The sequence below is a fragment of the Streptomyces sp. NPDC002588 genome, assembly GCF_040295925.1.
GTDB lineage: Bacteria > Actinomycetota > Actinomycetes > Streptomycetales > Streptomycetaceae > Streptomyces.
The window spans coordinates 44,100-70,849 of the sequence record NZ_JBEOWF010000040.1 but is presented as its reverse complement, the minus strand read 5'-3'; the positions used below and the strand labels follow the sequence as shown (position 1 = coordinate 70,849).

Genomic DNA, 26,750 nt, shown 5'->3' with positions numbered 1-26,750 from the left:
GTACCAGGGACGCTGCGACCGTAGGAACGGCAGTCCCAGGAACGGGCGATGGGGCAGGATGGGCGGCATGGCGGCGAAAGAGGGTGCGGGACTCGGTGCGACGATCCGCGCCTGGCGGGAGCGGCTGACCCCGTCGGCCTTGGAGATGCCGCCCGGCCGGCCCCGCCGGGCGGCCGGACTGCGCCGCGAGGAACTCGCCGAACGTGCCGGAGTGTCGGTCGACTACGTGGTGCGCCTGGAGCAGGGGCGGGCCACGGCACCTTCGGCCCAGGTCGTCACCGCCCTCGCGGGCGCCCTGCGGCTGACCGCCGCCGAGCGTGACCACCTCCACCGCATGGCCGGGCTGGCCCCGCCGAACGACGCCACGGTCCCCGATCACATCCCGCCGGGCGTCCGGCGCGTACTGAACCGGCTCGGAGACGTCGCCGTCGCCGTGTTCGCCGCGGACTGGCAGATGATCTGGTGGAACGCCGGGTGGGCCGCGCTGGTCGGCGACCCCTCGGCAGTGCCGCCGGAACTGCGCAACTTCGCCCGTGAGCGCTTCCCCGTCGGCCGCGACGACGTGCGCATCGCCCTCTGGCCGGTGTCGGTGAACGACCAGGACAGCTCGGACCTCGCCATCGTGTCCGACCTGCGCCGCGCCAGCGGCCGCTTTCCCCACGACGCCCGCCTCGCGGAGCTGATCCGTGTGCTCACCACGGGCAATCCGGCCTTCGCCCGGCTGTGGGCCGGCGGGGTGGTGGCAGCCCACCGTGAGGACGGCAAGACGATCGAGCATCCCGAGGTCGGGCCCGTGAAAGTGGACTGCGACGTCCTGACCGACGGGGACTCCGAGCTCAAGATCGTGATCCTGACCGCGGAGCCGGGCACCGAGGACGAGACGAGGCTGAAGCGTGCCCTGGCCGCCGGTACCGGCACCAGAAGCGACACCGACACCGACACCGGCTCCGGCTCCGGCTCCGCGAGCGAAAGCGCACCCGTGTCCGCCTTTTGAACAAAGGTGGTGAATACGGGTCGCCAAGCGTCAGCCGTGCACCGGCGGCCTGTTCCAGAACCGGTGCGCCGCGATCGCATCCACGAACGCCTGTACGAATTCCGTACTCGCGGTGCCCGGGGAGGTGTCCGTGATCACGCCCTGGTCGGCCACCACCCGGTGGAACTCGGTGGAAAGCCGCACCCCCTCCGGCTGCAGCGCCGACAGCACTCCCACTCCGGAACCCAGCGCGGCGACCGGCTTGCCGTGCTGGTAGGCACCCCGTACGAAGCGCATGGCGTCCGGGTCGGCGGTGACGGGCGGAGTGCCGGTGGGACCGCCGGGCAGCAGCACGGCGTCATACAGCACGGAGGCCACGGTCGGCAGTGCGCGGTCGACTGCATACCGTTCGCCGTCGGCCGTCGCCACGGTGCCGTCCGTCGCCGCCAGCGCCTCCATGACCGCCCCCTGGGCCACCAGCTGCTCCCGCACCGACGCCACCTGCTGTGCGTCCACCCCGTCGGTGAGGAGTACAGCGACCCGCCGGGTGCGGATCGGCCCGTGGCCGCCCAGCGACTCCAGGCTGAGGGCGGGGGTGGAGAGCTTGGACGCGGCCTCCGCCGCCCCGGACGGCTCGGCCACTCCGATGCCGCGCGCCACCTGGGTCGCCAGGCCGCCGTCGACATGGGCGAGCTGCTCGACCGTGCGGGACCGTATCTCCCGGGTCTCGACCTTGCCCAGTTCGAAGCGGAAGGCCTGCACGATGTGCTGCTTCTCCCAGTCCGCCATGCTGTTCCAGAACAGTGCCGGCTGGCTGTAGTGGTCCTGGAAACTGGGGCTGCGGCGGCGGATCTTGGCGCCGTCGACCCGTTCGGCGTAGTGGGTGATCGCCTCGCCGTCGACGCCCGCGTGGGCCGGGCAGCCGCCGCCCAGCGAGTTGGGGAAGTAGTTCGTGCCGCGGTGGACCGTGCTCTGGTGGTAGCCGTCGCGCTGGTTGGTGCGGATCGGCGCGAGCGGCCGGTTCACCGGCAGCTGGCTGAAGTTGGGCCCGCCCAGCCGGATCAACTGGGTGTCCAGATAGGAGAAGTTGCGGGCCTGAAGCAACGGGTCGTTGGTGAAGTCGATGCCGGGGACGACGTTGGCCGTGTGGAAGGCGACCTGTTCGGTCTCGGCGAAGAAATTCTCCGGGTTGCGGTCGAGGACCATGCGGCCGATCGGGCGGACCGGCACCTGCTCCTCCGGGATGATCTTCGTGGCGTCCAGCAGATCGAAGTCGAAGGCGAACTCGTCCTCCTCCGGCACCAGTTGGACGCCCAGCTCCCATTCCGGGTATTCGCCCGCCTCGATCGAGTCCCACAGGTCACGCCGGTTGAAGTCCGGGTCGCGGCCCTGGCACTCCTGTGCCTCGTCCCACACCAGCGAGTGCACGCCGAGCCGTGGCTTCCAGTGGAACTTCACGAACGTGCCACGCCCGTCCGCGTTCACGAACCGGAACGTGTGCACGCCGAACCCCTGCATCATCCGGTAGCTGCGGGGGATCGCCCGGTCGGACATCAGCCACATGATCGCGTGCAGGGTCTCCGGCTGGAGCGACACGAAATCCCACAGCGTGTCGTGCGCGGAGGCGCCCGTCGGGATGTCGTTGTGCGGCTCCGGCTTCACCGCGTGCACGAAGTCCGGGAACTTGATGCCGTCCTGGATGAAGAACACCGGGAAGTTGTTCCCGACGAGGTCGTAATTTCCTTCCGACGTATAGAACTTGGTCGCGAAGCCGCGCACGTCCCGCACCGTGTCCGCGGACCCCCGGGGGCCCTGCACGGTCGAGAAGCGCACGAACACCGGCGTACGCACCGCCGGGTCCTGGAGGAACGCGGCACGCGTGAACTCCGCGCAGGACTCGTACGGTTCGAAGTAGCCGTAGGCCCCCGCGCCTCGCGCGTGCACGACCCGCTCGGGGATGCGTTCGTGGTCGAAGCGGGTGAGCTTCTCCCGGAAGTGGAAGTCCTCCATCAGTGTCGGACCGCGCTCGCCCGCGGCCAGCGAGTCGTCGGTGTGGTCGACCGTCACGCCCTGGTCGGTGGTCAGCGGCCCGGAGGCCGGGTCCTCGGCGCGGAAACCCTCCAGCTGCTGATCCTTGCGGTCGGCCGATGAGCTCATCGGACCGCCTCCCTGGCGAACACGTCGAGATACGCTTCGCAGAACGCCTTCAGATCGTCCGGCTTACGGCTGGTGACCAGCTTGTTCGGACCGTGGTCGCAGATCTTCACCTGCTCGTCGACCCAGGTGCCGCCCGCGTTGCGGATGTCCGTGGCGAGGCTCGGCCACGAGGTCAGCTCACGGCCCCCTACGACGTCCGCCTCGACGAGGGTCCACGGGGCATGGCAGATCGCGGCGACCGGCAGCCCCCGGTCGAAGAACTCCTTCACGAACGCCACGGCCCTGCCGTCGGTCCGCAGGAAGTCCGGGTTGGCGACCCCGCCGGGCAGCACCAGCCCGCCGAACGATCCGGCGGACGCCTCACCGACCACCTCGTCCACCGGGAACGTGTCCGCCTTGTCGAGATGGTCGAAGGCCTGGATCTCCCCGGCCTCGGTCGACACCAGCACGGGCTCGTGGCCCGCGTCCACCGCCGACCGCCAGGGATCGGTGAGTTCCACCTGCTCGACGCCTTCGGGTGCCGTCAGAAAAGCGATGCGCATGATGTTTCAACGTCCTTTCGTGGCATGCCAGTGGGCCGCGTCGCCTCCGGCGCGCCGCTTGTCGTTCTTCCTCGCGCGGGCCGTGCGCCGGCAGCGCAGCAGCTCCTCGCCGTACGGCAGGAGCACGCACGTGCCGATCGCGGCGGCGATGCCCGCGAGATAGCCGGCCGGGAGCGGCCGGCGGCGCGGCACCAGCCGCCATGCGTCCGGATCGCCACGCCCGCGGCGCAGCAGAGACCGCACCTGGTCGGCGTGCAGGCACATCAGCGAGGCCAGGGCGCCGAACGGCAGCGACTCCAGAAAGCTGTGGATGTGCTGCTCGACCGGCTTGACCTCACGTTCGCTGCGCACGGCCGTCCGCACGTCCCACAGCGCCGTCGCCTCGTGCACCGCCGCGCCCGCGCACTGCACCGTCAGCAGCAGCGGGTTCACCTCGTAGCGCAGGGTGAGCGCGATGGGCAGGCCGACCTCGGCCATCATCAGGGAATGGATCAACGATTCCTTGGTCCCCGCGGTGTCCTCGATACGGGTGCGCCGGTGCATCACCCAGTCGGCGAGACCGGGCACGAACCAACTCGGCAGCAGTCCGTAGAGCAGATAGCGGGTGGTCGCGTCGCCGACATCGACGGTGGTGCCGGTACCGGTGATCGCGGTGGACCGGTCCGGCCGGGTCACCCGCCGCTCCCGACCAGTGCCTCGGCCAACTCCTGCGCGTTGGCGTAACGGGCCTTGTGGGGCAGGCTTCGTACGGCCTCCACGAGCGCGTCCGGCGCGTTCCTGCGGCGCAGGACGGTGGACAACTCACCCGGTCCGGCGGGGAAGGAGCCGCGCCCCAGGATCCGGCCCAGCTCCAGCCGGACCGCCGCCAGCGACGCCCGGGACGTGCCCGGCACCACCGGACCGCCCCAGACCTGCGGATCGTCCTCCGCGGACGGCTCCGGGTCGTGCCATTCCTCTGACCGCGTGGGGTGCCCGGACCTGAGCAGGCCCTGCAGTTCGTGCTTCATCTCCTCGTCCCGGTGCACACTCAGCCGGTCGCTGCCTCGCTGCATGTCTCCCTCCAGAGCTTCGGGGTCGGCCCACCGCGTACCCGAGGCACGGAAGCCGACACGACATCCGGGCGACCGATGCCGGTATACGGGCGACCGATGACGGTGTACGGGCGACCGATGACGGTGTACGAGTGACGGACGCCGGTGTACGGGATCCCGAAGACCGTCATCCGTCACCCGGCAGGAACTCCTGCACCTTCGCCTTGAACCCCTGCCTGATCATCGACCCCCGGTCGGCATCGCCCTTGAGGATCGACTCCGCCGTCGCCTCGATCTGCTCCCACGTCGCGTGCGGCGGGATCGGCGGCACGGCGGGGTCGGTGAGGAACTCCACGACCGCGGGCCCGTCCGCAGCCAGGGCCGTACGCCAGCCCGCCGCCACGTCCTCGGGCTTCTCCACCCGAACCCCGGTGAGGCCCAGGGAACGGGCGAACGCGGCGTACCCGACGTCGGGCAACTGCTGCGAGGGCAGGAACGACGGGGCGCCCTCCATGGCGCGCATCTCCCACGTCACCTGGTTGAGATCACGGTTGTTCCACACCGCGACCACCAGCCGCGGATCCTCCCAGCGGTCCTGGTACCTGGCCGCGGTGATCAGCTCCGCCATCCCGTTCATCTGCATCGCCCCGTCCCCGACCAGCGCGATCACCGGCCGGTCCGGATGCGCGAACTTCGCCCCGATCGCGTACGGCACCCCGCAGCCCATCGTCGCCAGCGTGCCGGAGAGGGAGCCGCGCATACCGCGCCGCATGGTGAGGTGCCGGGCGTACCAATTGGCCACCGAGCCCGAGTCGGAGGTCACGATCGCGTCGGCGGGCAGCAGCGGGTCCAGCGCGCGGGCCACGTACTCCGGGTTGACCGGATCGGCGGACAGCGCCGCGCGCCGCCCCATCAACTCGTCCCAGCGCCGTACGTTGTCGCACACCGTCTCGAACCACTCGCGGCCGCGCTCCTCGCCCCGGATCAGCGGGATCAGCCGCCGGAGGGTCTCCTTGGCGTCGCCGACGAGATTCACCTCGTACGGATAGCGCAGCCCCACCATGTGCGGGTCGATGTCGATCTGCACGCCCCGCGCCTTGCCGAACTGCGGCAGGAACTGCGAGTAGGGGAAGGAGGAGCCGATCGTCAGCAGGGTGTCGCAGTCGCGCATCAGCTCGTACGACGGCCGGGTGCCGAGCAGGCCGATCGAGCCGGTGACATAGGGGAGTTCGTCACTGAGGGCATCTTTGCCGAGCAGTGCCTTGGCCACGCCCGCACCCAGCACCTCGGCGATCCGCTCGACCTCCTCACGAGCCCCGGCCGCGCCCTGACCGGCCAGAATCGCCACCTTGTCACCTGAGTTGAGGATCTCGGCCGCCCGCTCCAACGACGCCGGCGAGGGGATCGTCGTCCACTCTCCGCGGTCCAGGCTGGAGGGCACCATCCTGAACTCGTGGGTGGGCGCGGTGTATTCGAGGTCCTGCACGTCGCCGGGGATGATGACCGCCGTGGGGCAGCGGCGGGCGTACGTGGTGCGGATCGCGCGGTCCAGGACGTTCGGCAGTTGCTCGGGGACCGTCACCGTCTCCACGAAGTCCGAGGCGACGTCCTTGAACAGCGTGTGCAGGTCCTCCTCCTGCTGGTAGGAGCCGCCCATCGCCGTACGGTGGGTCTGGCCGACGACCGCCAGCACCGGCACATGGTCGAGCTTCGCGTCGTACAGGCCGTTCAGGAGGTGGATCGCGCCCGGCCCGGACGTCGCCGCGCACACCCCGAGACGGCCGCTGAACTTGGCGTAGCCGACGGCCTCGAACGCGGACATCTCCTCGTGCCTGGACTGCACGAAGCGCGGCCGGTCCTCGGCCCTGCCCCAGGCCGCCAGCAGACCGTTGATGCCGTCGCCCGGATAGCCGAAGACGTGCTCCACACCCCACTCGCGCAGCCGCCGCAGAACGTGGTCGGACACCTTGACGCTCATGGACGCGACCTCCAGGGCCTCGGGCAGGGACGTGGCTCGTGCCCCGCGCCCCGTGCCGAGTCACCCCGGGGGGTGCCGGAAAACCTCCGCGGGTGCCGGGGCGTATGCGGTGGCCGGTGAGCGAGGGGGTGTATGCGATGGGCTGTATCCGGCGAACCGCATCCGGCGAAACGCATCCGGCAGGTCGTATGCGCTGTCACCCGCTTGGCCGCCCGCGTCCCGCCAATGGCCTGCGGCCGCGCGCGCCCCGGGCGCTCCCGGGCTGTGATGGACGCGGGGCGTGAAGGCCGTGCCCCGCACCCGTCCGCCGGCCGAAGGAGCCGTTCCATGCGCCGCACCGCCCCTCTCCTCCTTGCCGCCGCCCTGCTGGCCGTCGGCGGCCCGGTCGCGTCCGCGGATCCGGCGGCGGAAGTCGGCCCGGCCACCGTCGGGCCGGGCGGCAGTGTCACCGTGTCCGTCTCCTGCGACCCGTTGGAGGGCACCGCCCCGCAGACCCTGGAAGCCGTCTCACAGGCCTTCGTCGAGGGCACCGTGCGGCTGAACCGGGTCCCCGGCGACGACGAGTCGGCCTCAGGTCCCGCCTACGAGGGCAGCGCCGCCGTCGCCGCAGACCTCGACAAGAAACTGGACGGGGACGGTCTCGGCCCGGAAACGCCCTGGACCGTCGACGGCACCTGCCCGGCGGCCCCGGGAGCGAAGGGCAGCCCGTGGCGCGCGACGTTCGACGTCACGCGCTCCGACGGCGGCGCCGAGCCGTGCGCCTCGGCCGAAAGGGTGTACGACGGGAGCGAGCCGTTCTGCGACAACGGCCTGGCACCGTACCCCACCGCCCCGGACCACCCAACCGACCCGGACCACTCCACCGCCCCGGACCACTCCACCGACCCCGGACACCCGACCGTCCCCGGACACCCGACCGTCCCCGATCACCCCATCACCCCGGACCACCCCACCACCCCCGCCACCGTCGAGCACGGCGTTCGGGCCGGCACCGGAGGGTCGCTCGGCGGGTCGGTGCCCGCGCTCGTCGCCGGCGGCCTGCTGATCGCCCTGGCGGGCGCCGGGGCCGTGCACCGGCTGCTCCGCCGCAGGCCCTCCGCGGGCGCCTGACCACCGCCTGTTCCGCCCGGCGGCCGCCCAGGCCCGCACTGTGACCGGTGCAACGCGCACGGACGGCCATGGAGCGGGGCCCGGCCGGGTACTCAGATCCCGGGAGCACGACCTGCCCCGTACGCGTCGCCCCGCACCACCGGCACGCCGTACACCACCGGTCGACCCCACGAGGAGCACGGCTGCACGCGGCCCCGCCGGCCGCCGGGACAGGGCACAGGGACGGACTGCACGGAGGACCCCATGCGGTGGACGGAACCGGAAGGCCACGGGCCCGTCCGCTACGGCCCGCCGCTCCCGCCGGACGGACTGCCCGTGCTGCCCGAACTGGCCTCCGTCCTCGCCGCGGCCGCCACGCGCGCGTACGGCGACCCCGTCGGCGGCGGCCCCGCTCTCCTGGATGCCGCCCGCGGCTACTGGGCTCGGCGCGGCACCCCCGCCGACCCCGGCCGGGTGGTCGCCGGGCCGGGCGCCCCCGCCCTGCTGCTCGCGCTGACCGCCGCGCTCGGCGGGGACGTCCTGGTGCCCCGGCCGTGCGCGGCCTGGTGGGCGCCGTACGCCCGGCTGCTGGGACGCCCCGTCTTCCATGTGGCGACGCCCGCCGAGTGCGGCGGCGTACCGGACCCGTACGCCCTGCTGGAGACCGTGCGCCGGGTGCGTGCCGAGGGCGGGGAGCCCCGGCTGCTGGTGCTGTCGGTCGCCGACGACCCCACCGCCACGGTCGCTCCGCCCGAGGTGCTGCACGAGGCGGTGGAGGCGGCCGCGGGGGAGGGGTTGCACCTGGTCAGCGACGAGACCTGGCGCGACACCCTGCACACCCCGCAGGACACCGTGATGGTCAGCCCGGCGGAGATGCTGCCCGAGCAGGTCACCGTGGTCACCGACCTGGCCGGCGCGCTGCTGCCCGTCGCCTGGCCGGCGGCTGTCGCCCGCTTCCCCGCCTCGGACGCCGGCGACGCCCTGCACGCGCGCGTGCTCGACGTCCTCACCGCCCTCGACGCGCGTGTGGCCGCACCGGTCGCCGCCGCTGCCGCCCACGCGCTGACCGAGCCCGAGCCGGTGACCGCGCGGGTGACGGCCGCCGTGCGGCTGCACGCGCGCGTGGCGCGGGCGGTGCACGCCACCGTGGTCGCCGCCGGTGCCTTCGCCCCGCCGCCGCGGGCGGGCCGGCACGTGTACGCCGACCTCGAGCCCCTGCGCGGCGCGCTGTCCGCGCACGGGGTCGGCGACGCGCAGGACCTGGAGGACTTCCTCGCTGCCCGGCTGGATCTGCCCGCGCCCGGCGGCCACCGTTTCGGAGACGACCTCGGAGCCCTGCGCGTGCGCCTGTCCACCGGCGCCCTGCTGGGCGGCACGGACGCCGAGCGCTCGGAATGCCTCACCTCGCCCTCGCCGTTGGAACTGCCACACGTGCAACGCGCGTTGACCCTTCTGAGGTCGGTCTTCGACGATCTCCGTGACGAAGCTCAGCGATGGGAGCCTCCTCGATGACGCAGCAGTCCGAGTCGACCACCCCCACGGCCGCGGTGACCACCCGGGCCGCCGACACCCCGTCAGCCCGGTCCGCGCCCCTTCTCCCGCCCCTCGCCGAGCCCGGCCCCCTCGCCGAGCCCGGCCCCCTCGCCGAGCCCCGCCCCCTGGGCGAGCGGCGGGTGTGGCCGCGTACGTTCCACGACCGGCTGACCGCTCCGCTGCCCGGCCTCAAGGCCATCGCCCGGTTCGCCCGCGAGGGCTCCGTACGGCCCGGCAAGGAGGGCCTCGCCGGTATCCCCCGGCTGCCGTTCGCGCCCGCCCCGCTGCCGCGCGTGGACGCCCGCACCGTCGCCGTCAGCTGGGCGGGACACGCCAGTTGGGTGGTCCGTATCGGCGGCCTGACCGTCCTCACCGACCCCGTGTGGTCCCGCCGTATCCTCGGCACCCCGGCCCGCATCACACCCGTCGGCGTCCCCTGGGAGGACCTGCCGCCGGTCGACGCGGTCGTCATCAGCCACAACCACTACGACCACCTGGACGCGCCCACGCTGCGCCGGCTCCCACGCGACACACCCGTGTTCGCGCCGGCCGGGCTCGGCCGCTGGTTCCAGCGCCGCCGCTTCACGCGCGTGACCGAATTGGACTGGTGGGAGGCGGCCGAACTGTCGGGGGTCCGCTTCGACTTCGTCCCCGCCCACCACTGGTCCAAGCGCACCCTCACCGACACCTGCCGCTCCCTGTGGGGCGGCTGGGTGCTCACCGCCTCCGACGGACAGCGTGTGTACTTCGCCGGCGACACCGGCTACGGCCACTGGTTCTCCCGCATCGGGCAGCGCTATCCCGGCATCGACCTCGCCCTGCTGCCCATCGGGGCCTACGATCCCCGCTGGTGGCTCAGCGACGTCCACTGCGACCCGGAGGAGGCCGTCCGGGCCGCCCTCGACCTGGGCGCCCGCCGTATGGCCCCCATGCACTGGGCCACGTTCGTCCTGTCCGCCGAGCCCGTCCTGGAACCCCTGGAGCGGGTGCGGGCGGCCTGGGAGAAGGCGGGCCTGGACCGTGCCGACCTGTGGGACCTGCCCATCGGAGGCTCACGGACACTGGAGTGACCCGCGTCGGGGTCAGGCGGGGCGGGGCCGGCGGATCCGCCGCCACACGCTCGGGGCCGCGCTGACCGCCACGGTCAGCGCGACCGCCGTCACCACGCCCTGCCACGGCTCCGGGAAGAGCGAGCCGCCGAGGATCCCGATCAACTGGTAGGTCAGCGCCCACGCCAGACAGGCCGGCAGATTGCCCCGGACGAAGCGGCTCAGCGGCCACTTCGCCATCAGACAGGCCAGCATCACCGGGATCCGCCCCGCCGGCACCAGCCGGGACAGCACCAGCACCGCCGTACCGTGCCCGGCGAGCTTCTCCTGCGCCTGCGCGAGCCGCTCCTCCGGCGCGCGCGAGCGGATCGCCTCCAGCCAGCGCGAGCCGTTCTTCGACCGCATCCCGCGCCGCCCCAGCCAGTACAGCGCCGCGTCTCCGAGGAACGCCGCCAGCGAGGCCGTCACGAACACCATCGCCAGCGCGAACGGCGCCGTCTGATGGAACGCCACCACCGCAGCGGAACTCACCAGCGCCCCCGTCGGCACCACCGGCACCAGCGCCCCGATCAGCACCAGCAGGAACAGCGACGGATAGCCGATCGCCTGCTGCGTGGACTGCGTCGGTACGGCCGTCACGGCCGCGGCGTACGTGCACGCGGTGCACCAGTTCACCGCACGGCCTCCAGCCGTACGCTCTCCCCGTGTCCCAGCCGGTGCACGGTCACGCCCGGCGCACACCGCGCCGCATGGCGCACGAACTCCTCACCCGGCGCATGGAACTCATGGGGGCGCACGGCGTCCATACCGATCGGCCAGTACGTGCCGTAGTGCACCGGCACCGCGCTCCCCGGCGCGAGCCGGGCCAGCGCCTCCGCCGCCCGCCCCGCGTCCAGGTGCCCCTCGCCGAGAAACGGCCCCCAGCCGCCGACCGGCAGCAGCGCCACGTCCAGCGGCCCGACCTCCTCGGCCATCTCGTCGAACAGCCCGGTGTCCCCGGCGAAGTACGTGCGCGCCTCGCCCTCGACGACGTACCCGAGAGCGGGGGAGCGGTGCGGGCCCACCGGCAGCCGCCGTCCGTCGTGCCGCGCGGGCACGGCCCGTATCCGCAGTCCGCCCACCGAGGTCACATCACCCGGTTCCACCTCGCTGACCCGCAGCTGCGTCAGACGGAGCAGCCCGGGAACGGCGCGCGACGCGCCCCGGGGCACCAGCAGGCGCGTGCCCGGCGCGAGGCGCGCCAGCGAGGGCACGTGGAGGTGGTCGGCGTGCAGATGGGAGACCAGCGCCACGTCCGCGCGCGCGGCGTCCGCCGGGGGTGGCGCGCCCCGGCGGCGGCGCAGATGCGCGAGCCGTCTGGCGAACAGAGGGTCGGTCAGCACGCGCACGTTCGAATCCTCGAGCGTGCAGGTCGCATGACCCCACCAGGTGATCTCCACCGGCACCTCTTTGCCTCCTTCGCGCGACTCCCCCGAAGCCTACGGGCAGGAGTAGGGTCGGCGGCGAAACCCGGAGGTGAGGGGGACGCCATGGGACCGATGCGGGTCACGGCGATCGCGAGTCTGACGCCGCTGGAGGAACTGGACGACGATCCCTTCCTGGTCGACTCCCGCAGCCAGCACGCCATGTGCGCGCGCTGGGCCGCACAGCGCGGCTACGTCGTCAGCCGCGAGCTGCTGGTGCGCGGGCTGCGCGCCGACCACTGTGTGCTGTGGGACGGCGTACGGCCCGGAGTCGACCTGTTCGTCGCCCCCAGCCGCCGCGTCCTGGAGAGCGCGCTGTCGGACGTCGAGGAGTTCACCGAGGAGTGCACCCGCCGCGGGGTGCGGGTGGAGACGGTCGGATACGCCGAGCCCGCCTACGACGCCCAGATGAAGGCCCGGGTGCACCGGCGCCTGTCGATGCCGACGGCCGGGTACGACGGACGGTGACCGGGGTGACTGTCAGTCCCGTGTGACAGGGTGGATGACGGCCCCTCACGGAGCCGGGGCCGGAAGACGAGGTGGACGGGGTGCACGGGGTGCGGTGGCGGCGGGCCGTCAGCCAGGCGGGGCGGAGTCTCACGGTGTGGGCCGTGTCGACCCTGACGATGCTGGTGCTGGCGGGGATCCTGCCCGACTTCCGGCTGCAGTCCGCCGACGGCGACAGCGCCACCACCATCGCCGTCACCGCGGCCGTCGGCGCCGGCGTCTTCGGTGTCCTGTCGGCCCTGGCCTGGCCACTCCTCGTCCGCCTCCTGCTGCTCGTCCCGGCGCTCGTCCTCGGTCTGCTGGTGTTCTTCCTCAACGGATCGCTGCTGCTCATAGCCCTGCGGCTGACCCCGTCAGGGCAGACCGAGGCCGCCCCCGAGACCGCCGTCATCGTCGCCGCCGCGATGTCCGCGGTCGCCTCCGCGACGGGCGGCGCGCTGGCCGTCCGTGACGACGACGCCTACCGCCGCCGCCTCTACCGCCTCGCCGACCGCCGCCGCAGGGGCGGCCCGCCCTGTCCCGCCGCCCCCGGCACGGTCTTCCTCCAGCTCGACGGCGTCGGCCACGACGTCCTGGCCGCGGCCGTCCGCAAGGGGCTGATGCCGACCGTCGCCCGCTGGCTGGGCGAGGCCCCGGGCGGCGGACCCACCACCCACCGCCTCACCCCCTGGCACACCGACTGGTCCAGCCAGACCGGCGCCAGCCAGCTCGGCATCCTGCACGGCAGCAACCACGACGTGCCCGCCTTCCGCTGGTACGAGAAGGACACCGGCGAGGTGATGGTCTGCAACCGCCCCACCAGCGCCGCCGAACTCCAGCGCCGCGCCGTCGCCCGCACCGGCGACGGCGGACTGCTCGCGGCCGACGGCGCCAGCCGCGGCAACCTCTTCAGCGGCGGCGCCGACGAACAGGCCCTCGTGCTGTCCATAGCGGCCCGCCGGCGCAGCCGGGAGACCCGCTCCCGCGCCGGGTACTTCGCCTATTTCTCCGACCCGGCCAACGCCGTGCGCACCGCCCTGTCCTTCGCCGCCGAAGTGTTCCGCGAGATCGCCCAGTCCACCCGGGCCCGGCTGCGCCAGGAGCGCCCGCGCGTCGGACGCGGCGGGCTCTACCCGTTCATCCGCGCCTTCGCGACCGTCGTCGAGCGGGACGTGGTGGTGGCCGCCGTCATGGGTGACATGCTCGCTGGCCGCACCGCCGTCTACGCCGACCTCGTCGCCTACGACGAGGTGGCGCACCACTCCGGACCCCTCGGCCGGGACACCGAGCAGGTCCTCGCCCGCCTCGACCGGGCGCTCGCGCTGATCGAGAAGGCCGGCGAGCACGCCCCCCGCCCCTACCGGATCGTCGTCCTGTCCGACCACGGCCAGAGCCCCGGTGAGACGTTCCACGCCCGCTACGGCCTCACCCTCGGCGACCTGGTCAGGGCGGGCTGCGGGCTGCCCGTCCCGCGCCGGGCCGAGCGCACCCACAGCGGCGCCGAGGCCCGCGCCGCGGTCCGCGCCGCCCTGCACAGACCGGAGGCGGACGGCGACGCGGAGTGCGGCCCGTCCGGCCGCCGCTCCGAGCCGGTGGTCCTGGCCTCCGGCAACCTGGGTCTGATCACCTTCCCCGACGTGCCGCACCGGATGAGCAAGGAGGAGATCGACGCCCGCCACCCCGGCCTGCTCACCACGCTCGCCAACCACCCCGGCGTCGGCTTCCTCCTGGTCCGCAGCGAGGAGCACGGGGGCGTCGTGCTCGGCGCGTACGGTGTCGAGACACCCCTCGACCGGCTCGACGACGACCCCGGCCCGCTCGCGGCCTTCGGGGCCGGCGCCGCCGACGCCGTGCGCCGCACCCACACCTTCCCGCACACCGCGGACATCATGGTCAACTCCTTCCACGACCCGGCCGACGGCGAGGTCCTCGCCTTCGAGGAGCAGATCGGCTCCCACGGCGGCCTCGGCGGCGCCCAGTCCAGACCCTTCCTGCTGTCCCCGCTCGCGCTGTCCGTGCCCGTGGACGAAGGCGAGGTCCTCTCCGGCGCCGAACACGTCCACCGCGTCCTGCGCCGCTGGCTGCGCGAGTCCGACGGCCCCCAGATACCGCTCCAGGCGGCGAGCGAGGAACGGGCCGCCTAGAAACACGGGCCGCGTGCGGCATCGTGACGGCCGCGGGGCACGGGGCGCCGGACACAGGGCGAGGCGCGTGGGCCGCCCGAAAATCGGCTGCGCCCACGGGACCGTACGCACACACTGGTCGCAGTCGCGCGTCTGCGCCCTTCCCGAGCCCCGACCCTCTCTCAAGGAGCCCCTGCTTTGCAGGCTGCCGTCACCGTCACGCCCTCCCGCGTCCCCGACCTCCTCCTCGGCCTCGCCACCGTCCGGCCGGTGTTCCTCTGGGGCGCCCCCGGCATCGGAAAGTCCTCCCTGGTCAGGGAGTTCGCCGAGTCCCTGGGCCTGGAATGCGTGAGTCTGCTGGGGACGCAGCTGGCGCCCGAGGACCTGATCGGCGTGCCGCAGATCCGCGACGGACGGTCGGTGTTCTGCCCGCCGGAGGCCATCGCCCGCGACGAGCCTTACTGCCTGTTCCTGGACGAACTCAACGCGGCCACCCCGGACGTGCAGAAGGCGTTCTACTCGCTGATCCTGGACCGCCGCATCGGCGACTACGAGCTCCCCGAGGGCTCGATCGTCATCGGCGCCGGCAACCGCGCCACCGACAACGCCCTCGCCCGGCCCATCGCCTCCGCGCTCGTCAACCGTCTCACCCACGTCCACCTCGAGGCGTCCGCCCACGACTGGCTGGCCTGGGCGAAGGCGAACGGCATCCACCCGTGGGTCCTCGACCATCTCACCGACCGCCCCGACCACCTGTGGTCCAAGCCGCCGAAGACCGAGGAGCCGTTCTCCACGCCCCGCTCCTGGCACATGCTGTCCGACGCCCTGCACTCCTTCGGCCGGGACCTCGACGAGGACACCCTCAAGGTCCTCGCCCACGGCACCCTGACGCCCGCGCACGCCACCGCCTTCTGCGGCTACATCAAGATCGTCCGCAGCCGGTACGGCATCGAGGCCATCCTCAAGGGCGACGCCTCCTGGCCGCACCGGGTGGAGGACCGCGACCTGCTCTACTACCTCGCCGAGTCGTTCCGCGGCCGCCTGGTCAAGGACCTGCCCGCCGTGAAGGAGCACATGTCGGCGAACGGCCGGCAGACCGCCTACCGCGCCAAGTCGCTGCTCGTGCAGCTCGCCGAGATCTCCGTCGAGGTGGCCCAGACCGTCATCGCCTCCGACGCCGACGGCACCCCCGTGCTGCCCGCCTGGTTCCTGGTCGAGGCGGCCCGTGACATGCCCCGGCTGGTGGAGGCGCGGCGATGAGCCGGGACGGGCACGGCAAGAAGAAGAAGGACCCCGCGGCGGAGGCGTTCGTCGCGGGGATGAGCCTGGTGTACGCCCACCCGGCGCTGTCCGCCGTGGACTACGACGTCTGCCGCGACGAGACCTGCGACCTGGTGCTCCGCGAAGGCCTGGTCCGCGTCGACTCCGACGGCACCCTCCACGCCCACCCCACCCGCCTCGTCGACCCCGGCCTCTGGGCCTGGTCGATCGCCCACGCCGCCCTCCACCTCGGATTCGGGCACGTACCGGCCGAGAACGGCGTCCGCGTCCAGCCCGACCGGTACGATCTCGCCGCCCGCTGCGTGGTCGTCAACCGTTTCCTGCTGAACTTCCCCGTCGGCACGGCACCCGAGGACCTGCCGCTCACCTACCCCGACGGGGACGAGGAGCAGCTCGCCGCCCGCTGGCGGCGCACCGGCCTCCCGGCGGCGTACGACCGCTGCGGCACGGCCGGCCGGGAACCCGACCAGCTGCTGCTGACCTGGAACGCCCGCCGGTACGGCAAGCCTCCCGACCGGCAGCTGGCGTTCGCCGCGGCCCTGACCCGGACCGTGTCCGCCGCGATGGACATGGCGGGCGGCCGGCGCGCCGGCCTGGACGAGGACATGGCCCCCAAGCGGCCCTGGGAACGGGCGCTGAGCTGGTTCGTCTCCTCCTACCCGCTGCTCGGCGGCATCGCCGCCGGCGTCGAACTCGTCGCCGACGCCGAGATCGCCCGCGCCCACGGCATCAAGATCGCCGCCGTCAACGCCGAGGCCGGCGAGATCTACGTCAACCCGTTCTACCAACTCGACGACGAGGAATGGCGGTTCGTCCTCGCCCACGAGATGCTGCACGCCGCCCTGCGCCACGGCGACCGCTGCGGCACCCGCGACCCCTACCTCTTCAACGTGGCCTGCGACTACGTCATCAACGGCTGGCTGCGGGAGATGCAGGTCGGCACCATGCCCGAGGGTCTGCTCCACGACGACCGGCTCGCCGGCCTGTCCGCCGAGGAGGTCTACGACCGCATCGCCGGCGACCTGCGCCGTCTGCGCCGGCTGAGCACCCCGCGCGGCCGCGGCGCCGGCGACGTGCTCGGCGCCCCCCTCGGGCCGCCCCGCGACTTCGTCGACCTCGACGGCTTCTACCGCCGCGGCCTCGCCCAGGGCTTCGACCTGCACCAGCGGCAGGACCGCGGGTACCTGCCCGGCGGCCTGGTCGAGGAGATCCGCGCCCTGAGCCATCCGCCGCTGGACTGGGACGCCCGGCTCGCCCGCTGGTTCGACGAGTTCGTCCCGCGTCCGCAGCCCCTGCGCACGTACGCCCGCCCCGCCCGCCGGCAGGCCTCCACCCCCGACATCCCGCGCGCCGGCCGCTGGTTCCCGCCCGAGGAGGTGCCCCGCTGCACCTTCGGCGTCGTCCTGGACACCTCCGGCTCCATGGACAAGACCCTCCTCGGCAAGGCACTCGGCGCCATCGCCTCCTACGCCGAGGCCCGCGACGTACCCGCCGCCCGCGTCGTCTTCTGCGACGCCGCCCCGCACGACGCCGGCTATCTGCCGGTCGGCGACATCGCGGGCCGTGTCCGGGTGCACGGCCGCGGCGGTACGGTCCTGCAGCCCGGCATCGACCTCCTGCACCGCGCAGGCGACTTCCCGCGCGACGCGCCCGTGCTGGTCATCACCGACGGCTGGTGCGACGTCCTGCGGATCCGGCGGGAACACGCCTACCTGATTCCGCAGGGCGCCCGGCTGCCGTTCACGGCTCGGGGGCCCGTGTTCCGGGTGCGCTGAGCGAGAGTGTGATCGGATGGGGGACGGGGAAACCCGCTCGTCGGGACACCCACGCGAAACCATGCGAAACAATGCGAAACCCATGCGAAAGGAACAATCGTGGCCACCACGCGCTCCGCTCACACCGTCTGGGAAGGCAACCTGCTCGAGGGCAACGGAGTCGTCACCTTCGACTCCTCCGGCATCGGTCAGCAGCCGGTGTCGTGGCCGTCGCGCGCCGAGCAGGCGAACGGGAAGACCAGCCCCGAGGAGCTGATCGCCGCCGCCCACTCCAGCTGCTTCTCCATGGCCCTGTCGCACGGCCTGGCCGGCGCGGGCACCCCGCCCACCAAGCTCGTCACCTCGGCAGACGTCACCTTCCAGCCGGGTGAGGGCATCACCGGCATCCACCTCACCGTGGAGGGCACGGTCCCCGGCCTCGACAACGACGCGTTCGTCGCCGCCGCCGAGGACGCCAAGAAGAACTGCCCGGTCAGCCAGGCTCTCACCGGCACCACGATCACCCTGTCGGCCAAGCTCGCCTGACCGGCGCCCTCGACCGGCATCCCCACCGCCACCGGCCGGCGCGCCCGCGTACCGGCCGGTTCGGCACGTCCGGGCGGCGGGTATGACGCCCTGAACCGGCTGGGTGACGCGAGGGGAGGGCGGGCGACCGTGCCGGAAATCGTCGACCATGAGACGGTGATCAGCCTCTCGCGGACCCGCCCCGCCGTCTCCGCCCACCGCGGCGGCTCCGAGCGCTGCGGCCCCGCGACCCTCGCGGCGTACGAGGACGCGCTCGCCTCGGGAGCGGAGTACGCCGAGTTCGACATCCGCCGCACCGCCGACGGCGTCCTCGTCGTCCACCACGACGCCCGGGCCGGCGGCCGAGGCGGGCCCCCGCTGCACCGGATCACCCACGCCGAACTGTGCCGGCGCGCCGGACACCCCGTCCCCGCCGTCGAGGACGTGATGGCCCTGGTGGCCGGGCGTCTGATCGGACACCTGGACCTGAAGGAGACCGGCTACGAGCACGCGGTGATCGACCGGGCGGTGGCCCTGCTCGGCCGGGACGGGTTCGTCGCGACGACCCTGGAGGACCGTTCCGTCGCCGCGATCACCCGGGCGTTCCCAGGCGTCCGCACCGCCCTGTCCCTGGGCCGCGACCGCCAGGAGGTGGGGGCCGCCCGGCTGCCCGGGACCCGGGCGGGGGAACTGTTTCCCGTCCGGCGCCTGCGGGCCTGCGGGGCGCACGGCGTGGCCGTGCACCGGCTGCTCGCCCGCGCCACCGTGCTGCGCCGGGCGGCCCGGCACGGCCTGTTCACCATGGTGTGGACGGTCAACGACGACGCCGGACTGCGTCGCTTCCTCGCCGACACACGGGTGGACGTGGTGATCACCGACCGGCCCCGGCGGGCCGTGGAACTGCGCGGAGGCCGTTCCGCATAGCGGTGTGCCCCCTGCGCCCCATTGACAGAAGCCCGCGCACGATTTGTGCTGGAAGTCCGGTGACACGGGAGCTCCCAGGCGGAAGGGGACGGCTATGGGACGTCCGGTCGGCATCGATCTCGGGACCACGAACTCGGTGGTGGCCGTCCTGGAGGGCGGCGAACCCACGGTCATCGCCAACGCGGAAGGCGCGAGGACCACCCCGTCGGTGGTGGCCTTCGCCAAGAACGGTGAGGTGCTCGTCGGCGAGGTCGCCAAACGGCAGGCCGTGACCAACGTGGACCGCACCGCCCGCTCGGTCAAGCGGCACATGGGCAGCCCGGACTGGCGCTTCCCCGAACAGGGCGACGTGGACGGCACCCGCTACCGCGCCCAGGAGCTCTCCGCCCGCGTCCTGCAGAAACTCAAGCGGGACGCCGAGGCCTACCTCGGTGAGGACGTCACCGACGCCGTGATCACGGTGCCCGCCTACTTCGACGACACCCAGCGGCAGGCCACCAAGGAGGCCGGGGAGATCGCCGGCCTGAAGGTGCTGCGGATCATCAACGAGCCGACCGCCGCCGCCCTCGCCTACGGCCTCGACCGCGGCGACGAACAGACCGTCCTCGTCTTCGACCTCGGCGGCGGCACCTTCGACGTGTCCCTCCTCGACATCGGCGACGGCGTCATCGAGGTCAAGGCCACCAACGGCGACACGAACCTCGGCGGCGACGACTGGGACCAGCGGATCGTCGAACACCTCGTGAAGAAGTTCAAGGGCCAGTACGGCGTCGAGCTCGGCAAGGACAAGATGGCGCTGCAACGGCTGCGCGAGGGCGCCGAGAAGGCGAAGATCGAACTGTCCTCGTCCTCCGAGACGACCATCAACCTCCCCTACATCACGGCCTCCGCCGAGGGCCCGCTCCACCTCGACGAGAAACTGACGCGTGCTCAGTTCCAGGAGCTCACCGCGGACTTGCTCGACCGCTGCAAGCAGCCCTTCCACCAGGCCGTCAAGGACGCGAAGGTGGCGCTGTCCGCGATCGACCACGTCATCCTGGTCGGCGGCTCGACCCGGATGCCCGCGGTCACCGACCTGGTGAAGGAGCTGACCGGCAAGGACCCGCACAAGGGCGTCAACCCGGACGAGGTGGTGGCCGTCGGCGCCGCCCTCCAGGCCGGCGTCATCCGCGGCGACGTCAAGGACGTCCTCCTCCTCGACGTCACCCCGCTGTCCCTCGGCATCGAGACCAAGGGCGGCATCATGACCAAGCTCATCGAACGCAACACCACGATCCCCACCCGCCGTTCGGAGATCTTCACCACGGCAGCCGACAACCAGCCCTCGGTCGGCATCCAGGTCTACCAGGGCGAACGAGAGATCGCCGCCTACAACAAGAAGCTCGGCGTCTTCGACCTCACCGGTCTCCCGCCCGCCCCGCGCGGCGTCCCGCAGATCGAGGTCGCCTTCGACATCGACGCGAACGGGATCATGCACGTCTCCGCCAAGGACCTCGCCACCGGCCGCGAACAGAAGATGACCGTCACCGGCGGCTCGGCGCTCCCCAAGGACGACATCGACCGCATGATGCGCGACGCCGAGCAGTACGCGGAGGAGGACAGCAGGCGCCGCGAGGCCGCCGAGACCCGCAACCAGGGCGAACAACTCGTCTACCAGACCGAGAACTTCCTCCGGGAGAACGGGGACCGGATACCCGCCGAGACCCGGGAGGAGGTCGCGGCGGCGGTCACCGACCTGAAGACCCTGCTCGACCAGCAGGCCGACACGGCCGCGCTGCGCACCGGCATCGAGAAACTCGCCACCGTCAGCCAGAAGATGGGCCAGGCGATGTACGCACAGGCCGAGCAGCCGACGGCCGGACAGGCCTCCGACGACACCGCCCGGCAGTCCCCGGACGACGACGAGACCGTGGTCGACGCGGAGATCGTCGACGACGACCGGGACCAGGCCAGGGGCGCCTGACAGCGGACGCCGTCAGGGGCGCCGAGGGCGGGTGCATACAGTCGGCAGTGTGGCGCATACCGCATCCAGGACACAGGTGTACGGCGTCCCTAAGCCGGTCAGCCTGGAGCGCAGCCGCTCCAGGCCGTCACGGTGCTCGACTAGCGGGCCCGTGTCACCGGTGCGGGCGGCGTACTCCAGCACCGCGGGCAGGAAGTCCGCCCGTTCCGCGCCGCCGACCTCCAGGCCGTGTTCCCGGTAGAGGTCCTCGAGCCGGACCGCCGGGCTGCCGGTCCGGCCGGCACCGCCGTCCTGCCAGCCGCCCAGGTAGAGACTGTTCGCCCCCTCGCCGTCGAACACCCGGACGTAGTGCGCGGTCAGTTCCCGGAGCGGGGTGAGTGCCGCGTGGTCGGTGAACTCCCTCAGCTGCGGCGCCGCTTCGCGCACGAGGGGCAGCCGGGCGCGCAGTCCGTCGTCCGGACGCGTCAGGCAGAGCGCGGCGGCCTGGTGGAGCACGGCGTCCGAGGGCATCGGGCCTCCTTCACGTCGCCGGTGCTGCGCGGGTCCCCCGCTTTCGACGCTAGAGGCCTTCGGGGCGGCCCACCCCTTCACGGCACCCGTCCGGGTAACCCCGGGCGCGGATCACGGCTTGCGCGCGACCCCCGCGTACACCGGCACGATGCCCTCCGCCTGCGCGGCCACGTCCTCGGGCTCCGGCCGCCAGCCCGACACCGGGATCACACCCGGCCCGAGCAGCTCCAGACCGTCGAAGAAGCGGTTGACGCCGGCCAGCGGACGCGGATGGAACGGCAGACCGCTGCGGTGGAAGTGCTGGGCCGCCTTCGCGATCGCCGCCGGGCTGAGGTCGGGGGTGACCTGGGAAAGGATCAGGTAGCTGCCCGGCGCGAGCGCGTCGACGTACGTCTTCAGCAGGCCGTGGACGTCGTCGCCCGCCGGATCGTCGTCCAGGTAGTGGGTCAGCGCGATCAGCGACAGCGCCACCGGCTCGGCGAAGTCCAGGGACTCGCCGGCGCGGGCCAGCAGGGTGTCACGGTCGCGGACGTCGGCGTGGACGTAGTCGGTGCTGCCCGCGGCGGAGCCGCGCAGCAGGGCCTCCGCGTGCCGCAGGACGATCGGATCGTTGTCCGCGTACACGACCTTCGCGTCCGGGGCGGCCTGCTGCGCCACCTGGTGCAGGTTGGGCTCGGTGGGGATGCCCGTGCCGATGTCCAGGAACTGGCGTATCCCGGCTTCGGCGACGGTGCGGACGGCCCGTTGCATGAACCGGCGGTTGCCGCGCGCCCCGCGCAGCACCGTTTCGTCGACGGCGAGGATCCTGCGGGCCAGTTCCTCGTCCACGGGGTAGTTGTCCTTGCCGCCCAGCCACCAGTCGTAGACCCGGGCCGGGTGCGGACGGCTGGTGTCGATGCGGAAGGCCTCGGCCTCGGCCATACGGGATCTTCTCCTCGTGCGTGCGATCGTGGTCCGGATTCAGAGCGCCCCGCGGGCGTCCCGCAGGATCTCCTCGGTCTCCTGGGCGGACGCGGCGTGCGTCGTCAGGTGGTCGAGAACCTCCAGGTGCGCGGAGACCTCCGTGCGCGAGTCGAGGTACAGGGCGCCGGTCAGGTACTCGGTGACGACCATGTCGGGCAGCTCGGGCTCGGCGAAACGGAACAGGGAGAACGGCGCCACCGTCCCCGGGTGCGGGCCGTCGGCGAACCGGGCGATCTGCAGGGTGATCCGGTCCCGATCGGTCCACTCCAGCAGCTTGTCGAGCTGTTCGCGCATGATGGAGGGGTCCTCGCTCACCGGGCGGATCAGCACGGTCTCGTCCATCACCGTCCACAGGTGCGGCGGGTTCGGGCCGTCCAGCAGCCGCTGCCGGGCCATGCGCAGCGACACATGCCGCTCGATCGCGTCCGGCGTCGTCCGCCCGACCGTGCCGGCCTCCATGACGGCGCGCGCGTACCGCTCCGTCTGCAACAGCCCCGGCACGAAGTGCGGTTCGTACGAGCGGATCAGCCGGGCCGCGCCCTCCAGGCTCACATACAGGCTGAACCACTCGGGGAGCACGTCGTGGAACCGCTGCCACCAGCCGGGAAGGTTCGCGTCCTCGGCGAGACCCACGAACACCTCGGCCTCGTCGGCGGGCACACCGTAGGCGTCCAACAGCACCTGCACGTAAGGGATCTTCAGTGCGACCTCGGCCATTTCCATGCGCCGCACGGTCGCGGGAGCGACGCGCAGCGCGCGGGCCGCCTCGTCGCGGCCGAGACCGGCCGCCTCCCGCAACTCCTGCAGCCGTCTGCCGAGAACCACCTGGCCCACCGTGGGTGCGGGCCGTCTCTCACTCACGCCACGTCTCCCCTACGTGTCGAAGCACGCGGGTCAGTGTGTCATGTTCCGGCGGTGGACTCACGGGGTCGGACGTGAAGTTCTCGCCACGCTGGCAAAAAGGGGTCCCAGCGCAGCGTGACATATGGCGGGGAACGCGAGGCGTGGTCGCGCGGCCACGCCCTGGTCGACCGGGCCGCCCCGCGACAGTGGTCATACCGACGACCGTGGCCCGTCCTCGGAAAACCGGCCCCGACCGGCTGCGAGCCGCGCACGGTCGGCACGGCATCCGTCCTGACCAGGGCCGCCGTCGCTCTCCTGTGGCACGCTGGACAGGTACGCGACACCCAGGAAGGGAGTCAGGCCATGGCCGTGGAACCGCTTTCACAGAAGGACGTCGAGGACCGCCTGTCCGAGCTGCCCGGCTGGTCCCTCGACGGCGACCACCTCGCCCGCTCCTACCGGCTGGCCTCCCACTTCGCCGCGACAGCCCTGGTCGTCCATGTCGCCCGGATCCAGGAAGAACTCGACCACCATTCGGAGCTCACGCTCGGTTACAACACCGTCTCCCTCACCGTCAACACCCACAGTGTCGGCGGCGCCGTCACCGAACTCGATTTCGAACTCGCCGGGCGGGTGGAGGAAGCGGCTGCGGGGCACGGGGCGCGATGAGATCGGGCCGCGACGGAGGGGAGGGCGCGTGCTCGACTACGACGAGGAAGCGGAACGCTACGACGCCTCACGCGGCGGTGAACCCCGCGCGGCCGCCGCCGCGGAGGCCGTCCTGAGTCTGCTGCCGCCCGACGCCCGCGCCCTGCTGGACATCGCATGCGGCACAGGCATCGTGACGCGCCGCCTCGCGGGCGGACGCGCCGGCCTGCGGGTGACCGGCGTGGACCTGTCCCCGGCGATGGTCCGGCGGGCGGCCGCCCGGCTGCCCGGCGCCGTCGTCCGCGCCGACAGCCGCCGACTCCCCTTCCGGGACGGCGAGTTCGACGCGGTCACCAGTGTGTGGCTGCTCCATCTCATCGACGACGAGGCGGACGTGCGGCGGATCGTCACCGAGTGCGCCCGGGTACTGCGGCCGGGCGGGACATACGTCACGACGGTCGACAAGGGCGCCTCGCACAACGTGGGCAGCGACATCGACGCCGTCCTCTCCGCCCGTCCGCCACGCCCCGCGTCCGACGCCGCCGCGCTCGTCGAGGCGCACGCCGTCGGCTGCGGTCTGGTCCCGGCCGGGCAGGCGCGTTTCCCGGGCCGGGGACAGGGCCGCAGTCCGCGCCGGGCGATCGCCGACCTGCACCGCGGCTGGTTCGTCACCCTGCCCCCCGGCCACCCCCTGGCCGACGGGTTCGCCGCCCGCCTCGCGGCGCTGCCCGACCAGGAACGTGCCCGCCCCGAACCGGAGTTCACACTGCGGGCGTTCAGGAAGCCGGTTCGGCCGGTGCCGGGCGCGCGAACTCCATGACCCAGCCGGTCACCCAGAAGTCCCCGCCGTTCCCGGCGCCCGCCGGACTGCGCCTCCGCAATTCCCGGACGACGGCCGAACTGGCCGAAAGACACGGCAACGCGGCCGGGCCCCGCGGCGACCGACAGGGCGAACCCGTCCGTCCTCTCTGGAGGTTCGTCCCGTGCAGCACCCGCACAAGCACCGCGGACGCCGAGCCCTGCTCTCGGCGGTCACCGCGGCGGCCGCCCTCGTCGCCGCCGGCCTCACCGCGCTCACCCCCGGCACAGCCGAGGCCGCCACCGCGCGCCAGGTGGAAGCCCTCGACCGGGGTGTGGTCAGCGTCCACACCGACAACGGCAACCTGGTCAGCTGGCGCTGGCTCGGCACCGATCCGAACGATGTCTCCTTCAACGTCTACCGGGCCGGTACGAAGGTCAACTCGGCCCCGATCACCGGCTCCACCAACTACTTCCACTCCGGCGCCCCCGCCCAGGCCGACTACACGGTCCGCGCGATCGTGGGCGGCGTCGAACAGGCCGACTCCGTCCACGCCGTCCAACTCCGCACCGGATACAAGGACGTTCCCATCAGCCCGCCGGCCGGCGGCACCACCCCGGACGGCGTCGCCTACACCTACGAGGCCAACGACGCCTCCGTCGGCGACCTCGACGGCGACGGCGCCCTGGACTTCGTCCTCAAGTGGCAGCCCACCAACGCCAAGGACAACTCCCAGTCCGGATACACCGGGAACACCGTCCTCGACGGCGTCAAACTCGACGGCACCCGCCTGTGGCGGATCGACCTCGGCCGCAACATCCGCTCCGGAGCCCACTACACCCAGTTCCAGGTGTACGACTACGACGGCGACGGCAAGGCCGAGATCGCGATGAAGACCGCCGACGGCACGGTCGACGGCACCGGCGCCGTGATCGGCAGCGCCTCTGCCGACTACCGCAACTCCAGCGGCTACGTCCTGTCCGGCCCCGAGTACCTGACCATGTTCAACGGCCAGACCGGCAGGGCGATGCAGAGCGTCGACTACGTCCCGGCCCGCGGCACGGTCTCCTCCTGGGGCGACTCCTACGGCAACCGCGTCGACCGCTTCCTCGCCGGCACCGCCTACCTGGACGGCTCCCGCCCCTCCTTGATCATGGCACGCGGCTACTACACACGCACGGTCGTCGCGGCCTGGGACTGGCGGGGCGGCGCCTTCACCCGCCGCTGGACCTTCGACACCAACTCCTCCACCAACACCGGCAAGGGCTACGACGGCCAGGGCTCGCACAGCCTCTCCGTCGGCGACGTCGACGGAGACGGCAAGGACGAGATCGTCTACGGCGCCATGGCGGTCGACGACAACGGCAACGGTCTGTGGACGACGAAGACCGGCCACGGCGACGCCCAGCACCTGGGCGACCTCGACCCCTCGCACGCCGGCCTGGAGTACTTCAAGGTCTCGGAGTCGAGCAGCCAGCCCGCCGAGCTGTACATCGACCCGGCCGACGGCACCGTCAACTGGCGGCTCGCCGCCTGCTGCGACAACGGCCGCGGCGTCGCCGGCGACATCTGGGCGGGCAACGACGGAGCCGAGGTCTGGTCCGCCTCCGACTCGTCCATCCGCGACGAGGCGGGCGCGACCAAGGGCCGCGAACCGTCCTCGGTCAACTTCCTGTCCTGGTGGGACGCCGACACGACCCGCGAACTCCTCGACAGCACCCACATCGACAAATACGGCACGTCCTCCGACACCCGCCTGCTGACCGGCTCGGACGTCCACTCCAACAACAGCACCAAGGCGACCCCGTCCCTGTCCGGCGACATCCTCGGCGACTGGCGCGAGGAGGTCGTCTGGCCGACCAGCGACAACACGGCCCTGCGCGTCTACTCGACGCCGTACGAGACGACGACGAGGATCACGACCCTGCTCCACGACACCATGTACCGCACGGGCCTGGCCTGGCAGAACACCGCCTACAACCAGCCGCCGCACCCGAGCTTCTACATCGGGAACGGCATGCCGACCGCACCCCGGCCGGCGGTCTACACACCCTGAACGAGCGTGGGTGCGCGTCCCCCGGGTCCGTTGCGGCCGGGGGACGCGCACCCACCGTCG

24 protein-coding genes are annotated in these 26,750 nt (G+C 72.6%); 14 read left to right on the top strand and 10 right to left on the bottom strand.

The window, feature by feature from the left end:
- The first annotated feature begins 58 nt into the window (after positions 1 to 58).
- Complete coding sequence (locus ABT057_RS36150) at positions 59 to 994, top strand: helix-turn-helix transcriptional regulator (RefSeq protein ID WP_352348155.1); 936 nt, start codon at positions 59 to 61, stop codon at positions 992 to 994.
- A 30-nt stretch (positions 995 to 1,024) separates the two neighbouring features.
- On the opposite strand, the gene ABT057_RS36145 is transcribed toward ABT057_RS36150, so the two are convergent.
- From ABT057_RS36145 to ABT057_RS36125, 5 genes are all read right to left on the bottom strand, one after another.
- Positions 1,025 to 3,130 (bottom strand): catalase, encoded by a 2,106-nt coding sequence (locus ABT057_RS36145; RefSeq protein WP_352348113.1) that lies wholly within the window; start codon positions 3,128 to 3,130, stop codon positions 1,025 to 1,027.
- Entirely contained in the window at positions 3,127 to 3,672 is a 546-nt protein-coding gene (locus ABT057_RS36140) for a type 1 glutamine amidotransferase domain-containing protein (protein WP_352348112.1), read from the bottom strand. Before ABT057_RS36140 ends, ABT057_RS36145 begins: the two co-directional genes overlap by 4 nt.
- Before the next feature lie 6 nt (positions 3,673 to 3,678).
- Complete coding sequence (locus ABT057_RS36135) at positions 3,679 to 4,347, bottom strand: diguanylate cyclase (RefSeq protein ID WP_352348111.1); 669 nt, start codon at positions 4,345 to 4,347, stop codon at positions 3,679 to 3,681.
- Positions 4,344 to 4,724, bottom strand: coding sequence for a DUF2795 domain-containing protein (locus tag ABT057_RS36130; protein WP_352348110.1), 381 nt, complete (start codon positions 4,722 to 4,724; stop codon positions 4,344 to 4,346). The genes ABT057_RS36135 and ABT057_RS36130 overlap by 4 nt, the downstream gene beginning before the upstream one ends.
- A gap of 166 nt (positions 4,725 to 4,890) precedes the next feature.
- Positions 4,891 to 6,681 carry a thiamine pyrophosphate-requiring protein gene (locus ABT057_RS36125; RefSeq protein ID WP_352348109.1) on the bottom strand — a complete coding sequence of 597 codons (1,791 nt, stop codon included), beginning with the start codon at positions 6,679 to 6,681 and terminating at the stop codon, positions 4,891 to 4,893.
- 327 nt (positions 6,682 to 7,008) lie between these two features.
- On the opposite strand from ABT057_RS36125, the gene ABT057_RS36120 reads away from it, so the two are divergent.
- The 3 genes from ABT057_RS36120 (at position 7,009) to ABT057_RS36110 (ending at position 10,373) form a co-directional block, all read left to right on the top strand.
- The gene (locus ABT057_RS36120; RefSeq protein ID WP_352348108.1) at positions 7,009 to 7,791 is read left to right on the top strand and encodes a hypothetical protein; all 783 of its coding nucleotides are present in this window, start codon (positions 7,009 to 7,011) and stop codon (positions 7,789 to 7,791) included.
- 243 nt (positions 7,792 to 8,034) lie between these two features.
- Positions 8,035 to 9,282, top strand: coding sequence for an aminotransferase class I/II-fold pyridoxal phosphate-dependent enzyme (locus tag ABT057_RS36115; protein WP_352348107.1), 1,248 nt, complete (start codon positions 8,035 to 8,037; stop codon positions 9,280 to 9,282).
- Complete coding sequence (locus ABT057_RS36110; RefSeq protein WP_352348106.1) at positions 9,279 to 10,373, top strand: MBL fold metallo-hydrolase; 1,095 nt, start codon at positions 9,279 to 9,281, stop codon at positions 10,371 to 10,373. Before ABT057_RS36115 ends, ABT057_RS36110 begins: the two co-directional genes overlap by 4 nt.
- A 12-nt stretch (positions 10,374 to 10,385) precedes the next feature.
- Here the strand turns inward: ABT057_RS36110 and ABT057_RS36105 are convergent, their stop codons facing one another.
- Positions 10,386 to 11,027 (bottom strand): DedA family protein, encoded by a 642-nt coding sequence (locus ABT057_RS36105; protein ID WP_352348105.1) that lies wholly within the window; start codon positions 11,025 to 11,027, stop codon positions 10,386 to 10,388.
- A complete protein-coding gene (locus ABT057_RS36100) occupies positions 11,024 to 11,797 on the bottom strand; it encodes an MBL fold metallo-hydrolase (protein WP_352348104.1) in 774 nt (257 codons plus the stop codon). Before ABT057_RS36100 ends, ABT057_RS36105 begins: the two co-directional genes overlap by 4 nt.
- Positions 11,798 to 11,881: 84 nt before the next feature.
- Between ABT057_RS36100 and ABT057_RS36095 the strand changes: the two genes are divergently transcribed.
- From ABT057_RS36095 to dnaK, 7 genes are all read left to right on the top strand, one after another.
- Positions 11,882 to 12,283: a hypothetical protein gene (locus tag ABT057_RS36095; RefSeq protein ID WP_352348103.1), complete on the top strand. Its 402-nt coding sequence runs from the start codon at positions 11,882 to 11,884 to the stop codon at positions 12,281 to 12,283.
- 134 nt (positions 12,284 to 12,417) lie between these two features.
- Entirely contained in the window at positions 12,418 to 14,445 is a 2,028-nt protein-coding gene (locus ABT057_RS36090) for a phage holin family protein (RefSeq protein ID WP_352348154.1), read from the top strand.
- A gap of 177 nt (positions 14,446 to 14,622) precedes the next feature.
- On the top strand, positions 14,623 to 15,684 hold the full coding sequence (locus ABT057_RS36085) for an ATP-binding protein (protein ID WP_352348102.1): 1,062 nt from the start codon (positions 14,623 to 14,625) through the stop codon (positions 15,682 to 15,684).
- The gene (locus tag ABT057_RS36080) at positions 15,681 to 17,480 is read left to right on the top strand and encodes a vWA domain-containing protein (RefSeq protein ID WP_352348101.1); all 1,800 of its coding nucleotides are present in this window, start codon (positions 15,681 to 15,683) and stop codon (positions 17,478 to 17,480) included. The genes ABT057_RS36085 and ABT057_RS36080 overlap by 4 nt, the downstream gene beginning before the upstream one ends.
- Positions 17,481 to 17,579: 99 nt before the next feature.
- Positions 17,580 to 18,005 carry an OsmC family protein gene (locus tag ABT057_RS36075; RefSeq protein ID WP_010983301.1) on the top strand — a complete coding sequence of 142 codons (426 nt, stop codon included), beginning with the start codon at positions 17,580 to 17,582 and terminating at the stop codon, positions 18,003 to 18,005.
- A 129-nt stretch (positions 18,006 to 18,134) separates the two neighbouring features.
- Entirely contained in the window at positions 18,135 to 18,908 is a 774-nt protein-coding gene (locus ABT057_RS36070; protein WP_352348100.1) for a glycerophosphodiester phosphodiesterase family protein, read from the top strand.
- Between the two features lie 94 nt (positions 18,909 to 19,002).
- Positions 19,003 to 20,871: a molecular chaperone DnaK gene (dnaK, locus tag ABT057_RS36065; RefSeq protein WP_352348099.1), complete on the top strand. Its 1,869-nt coding sequence runs from the start codon at positions 19,003 to 19,005 to the stop codon at positions 20,869 to 20,871.
- A 12-nt stretch (positions 20,872 to 20,883) separates the two neighbouring features.
- On the opposite strand, the gene ABT057_RS36060 is transcribed toward dnaK, so the two are convergent.
- The 3 genes from ABT057_RS36060 to ABT057_RS36050 all read right to left on the bottom strand — a co-directional run bounded on the left by ABT057_RS36060 (position 20,884) and on the right by ABT057_RS36050 (position 23,205).
- A complete protein-coding gene (locus ABT057_RS36060) occupies positions 20,884 to 21,381 on the bottom strand; it encodes a nitrate reductase molybdenum cofactor assembly chaperone (protein ID WP_352348098.1) in 498 nt (165 codons plus the stop codon).
- Positions 21,382 to 21,492: 111 nt separating this feature from the next.
- Entirely contained in the window at positions 21,493 to 22,302 is an 810-nt protein-coding gene (locus ABT057_RS36055; RefSeq protein WP_352348097.1) for an SAM-dependent methyltransferase, read from the bottom strand.
- A gap of 39 nt (positions 22,303 to 22,341) precedes the next feature.
- Positions 22,342 to 23,205 (bottom strand): Sco1979 family transcriptional regulator, encoded by an 864-nt coding sequence (locus ABT057_RS36050; protein ID WP_352348096.1) that lies wholly within the window; start codon positions 23,203 to 23,205, stop codon positions 22,342 to 22,344.
- Between the two features lie 345 nt (positions 23,206 to 23,550).
- Here ABT057_RS36050 and ABT057_RS36045 point away from each other — a divergent pair, with 345 nt between their 5' ends.
- The 3 genes from ABT057_RS36045 (at position 23,551) to ABT057_RS36035 (ending at position 26,690) form a co-directional block, all read left to right on the top strand.
- Positions 23,551 to 23,856: a 4a-hydroxytetrahydrobiopterin dehydratase gene (locus ABT057_RS36045; RefSeq protein WP_352348095.1), complete on the top strand. Its 306-nt coding sequence runs from the start codon at positions 23,551 to 23,553 to the stop codon at positions 23,854 to 23,856.
- Between the two features lie 28 nt (positions 23,857 to 23,884).
- Positions 23,885 to 24,655 (top strand): class I SAM-dependent methyltransferase, encoded by a 771-nt coding sequence (locus ABT057_RS36040; protein WP_352348094.1) that lies wholly within the window; start codon positions 23,885 to 23,887, stop codon positions 24,653 to 24,655.
- Positions 24,656 to 24,818: 163 nt separating this feature from the next.
- Positions 24,819 to 26,690, top strand: coding sequence for a rhamnogalacturonan lyase (locus tag ABT057_RS36035; protein ID WP_352348093.1), 1,872 nt, complete (start codon positions 24,819 to 24,821; stop codon positions 26,688 to 26,690).
- Positions 26,691 to 26,750 lie beyond the last annotated feature (60 nt).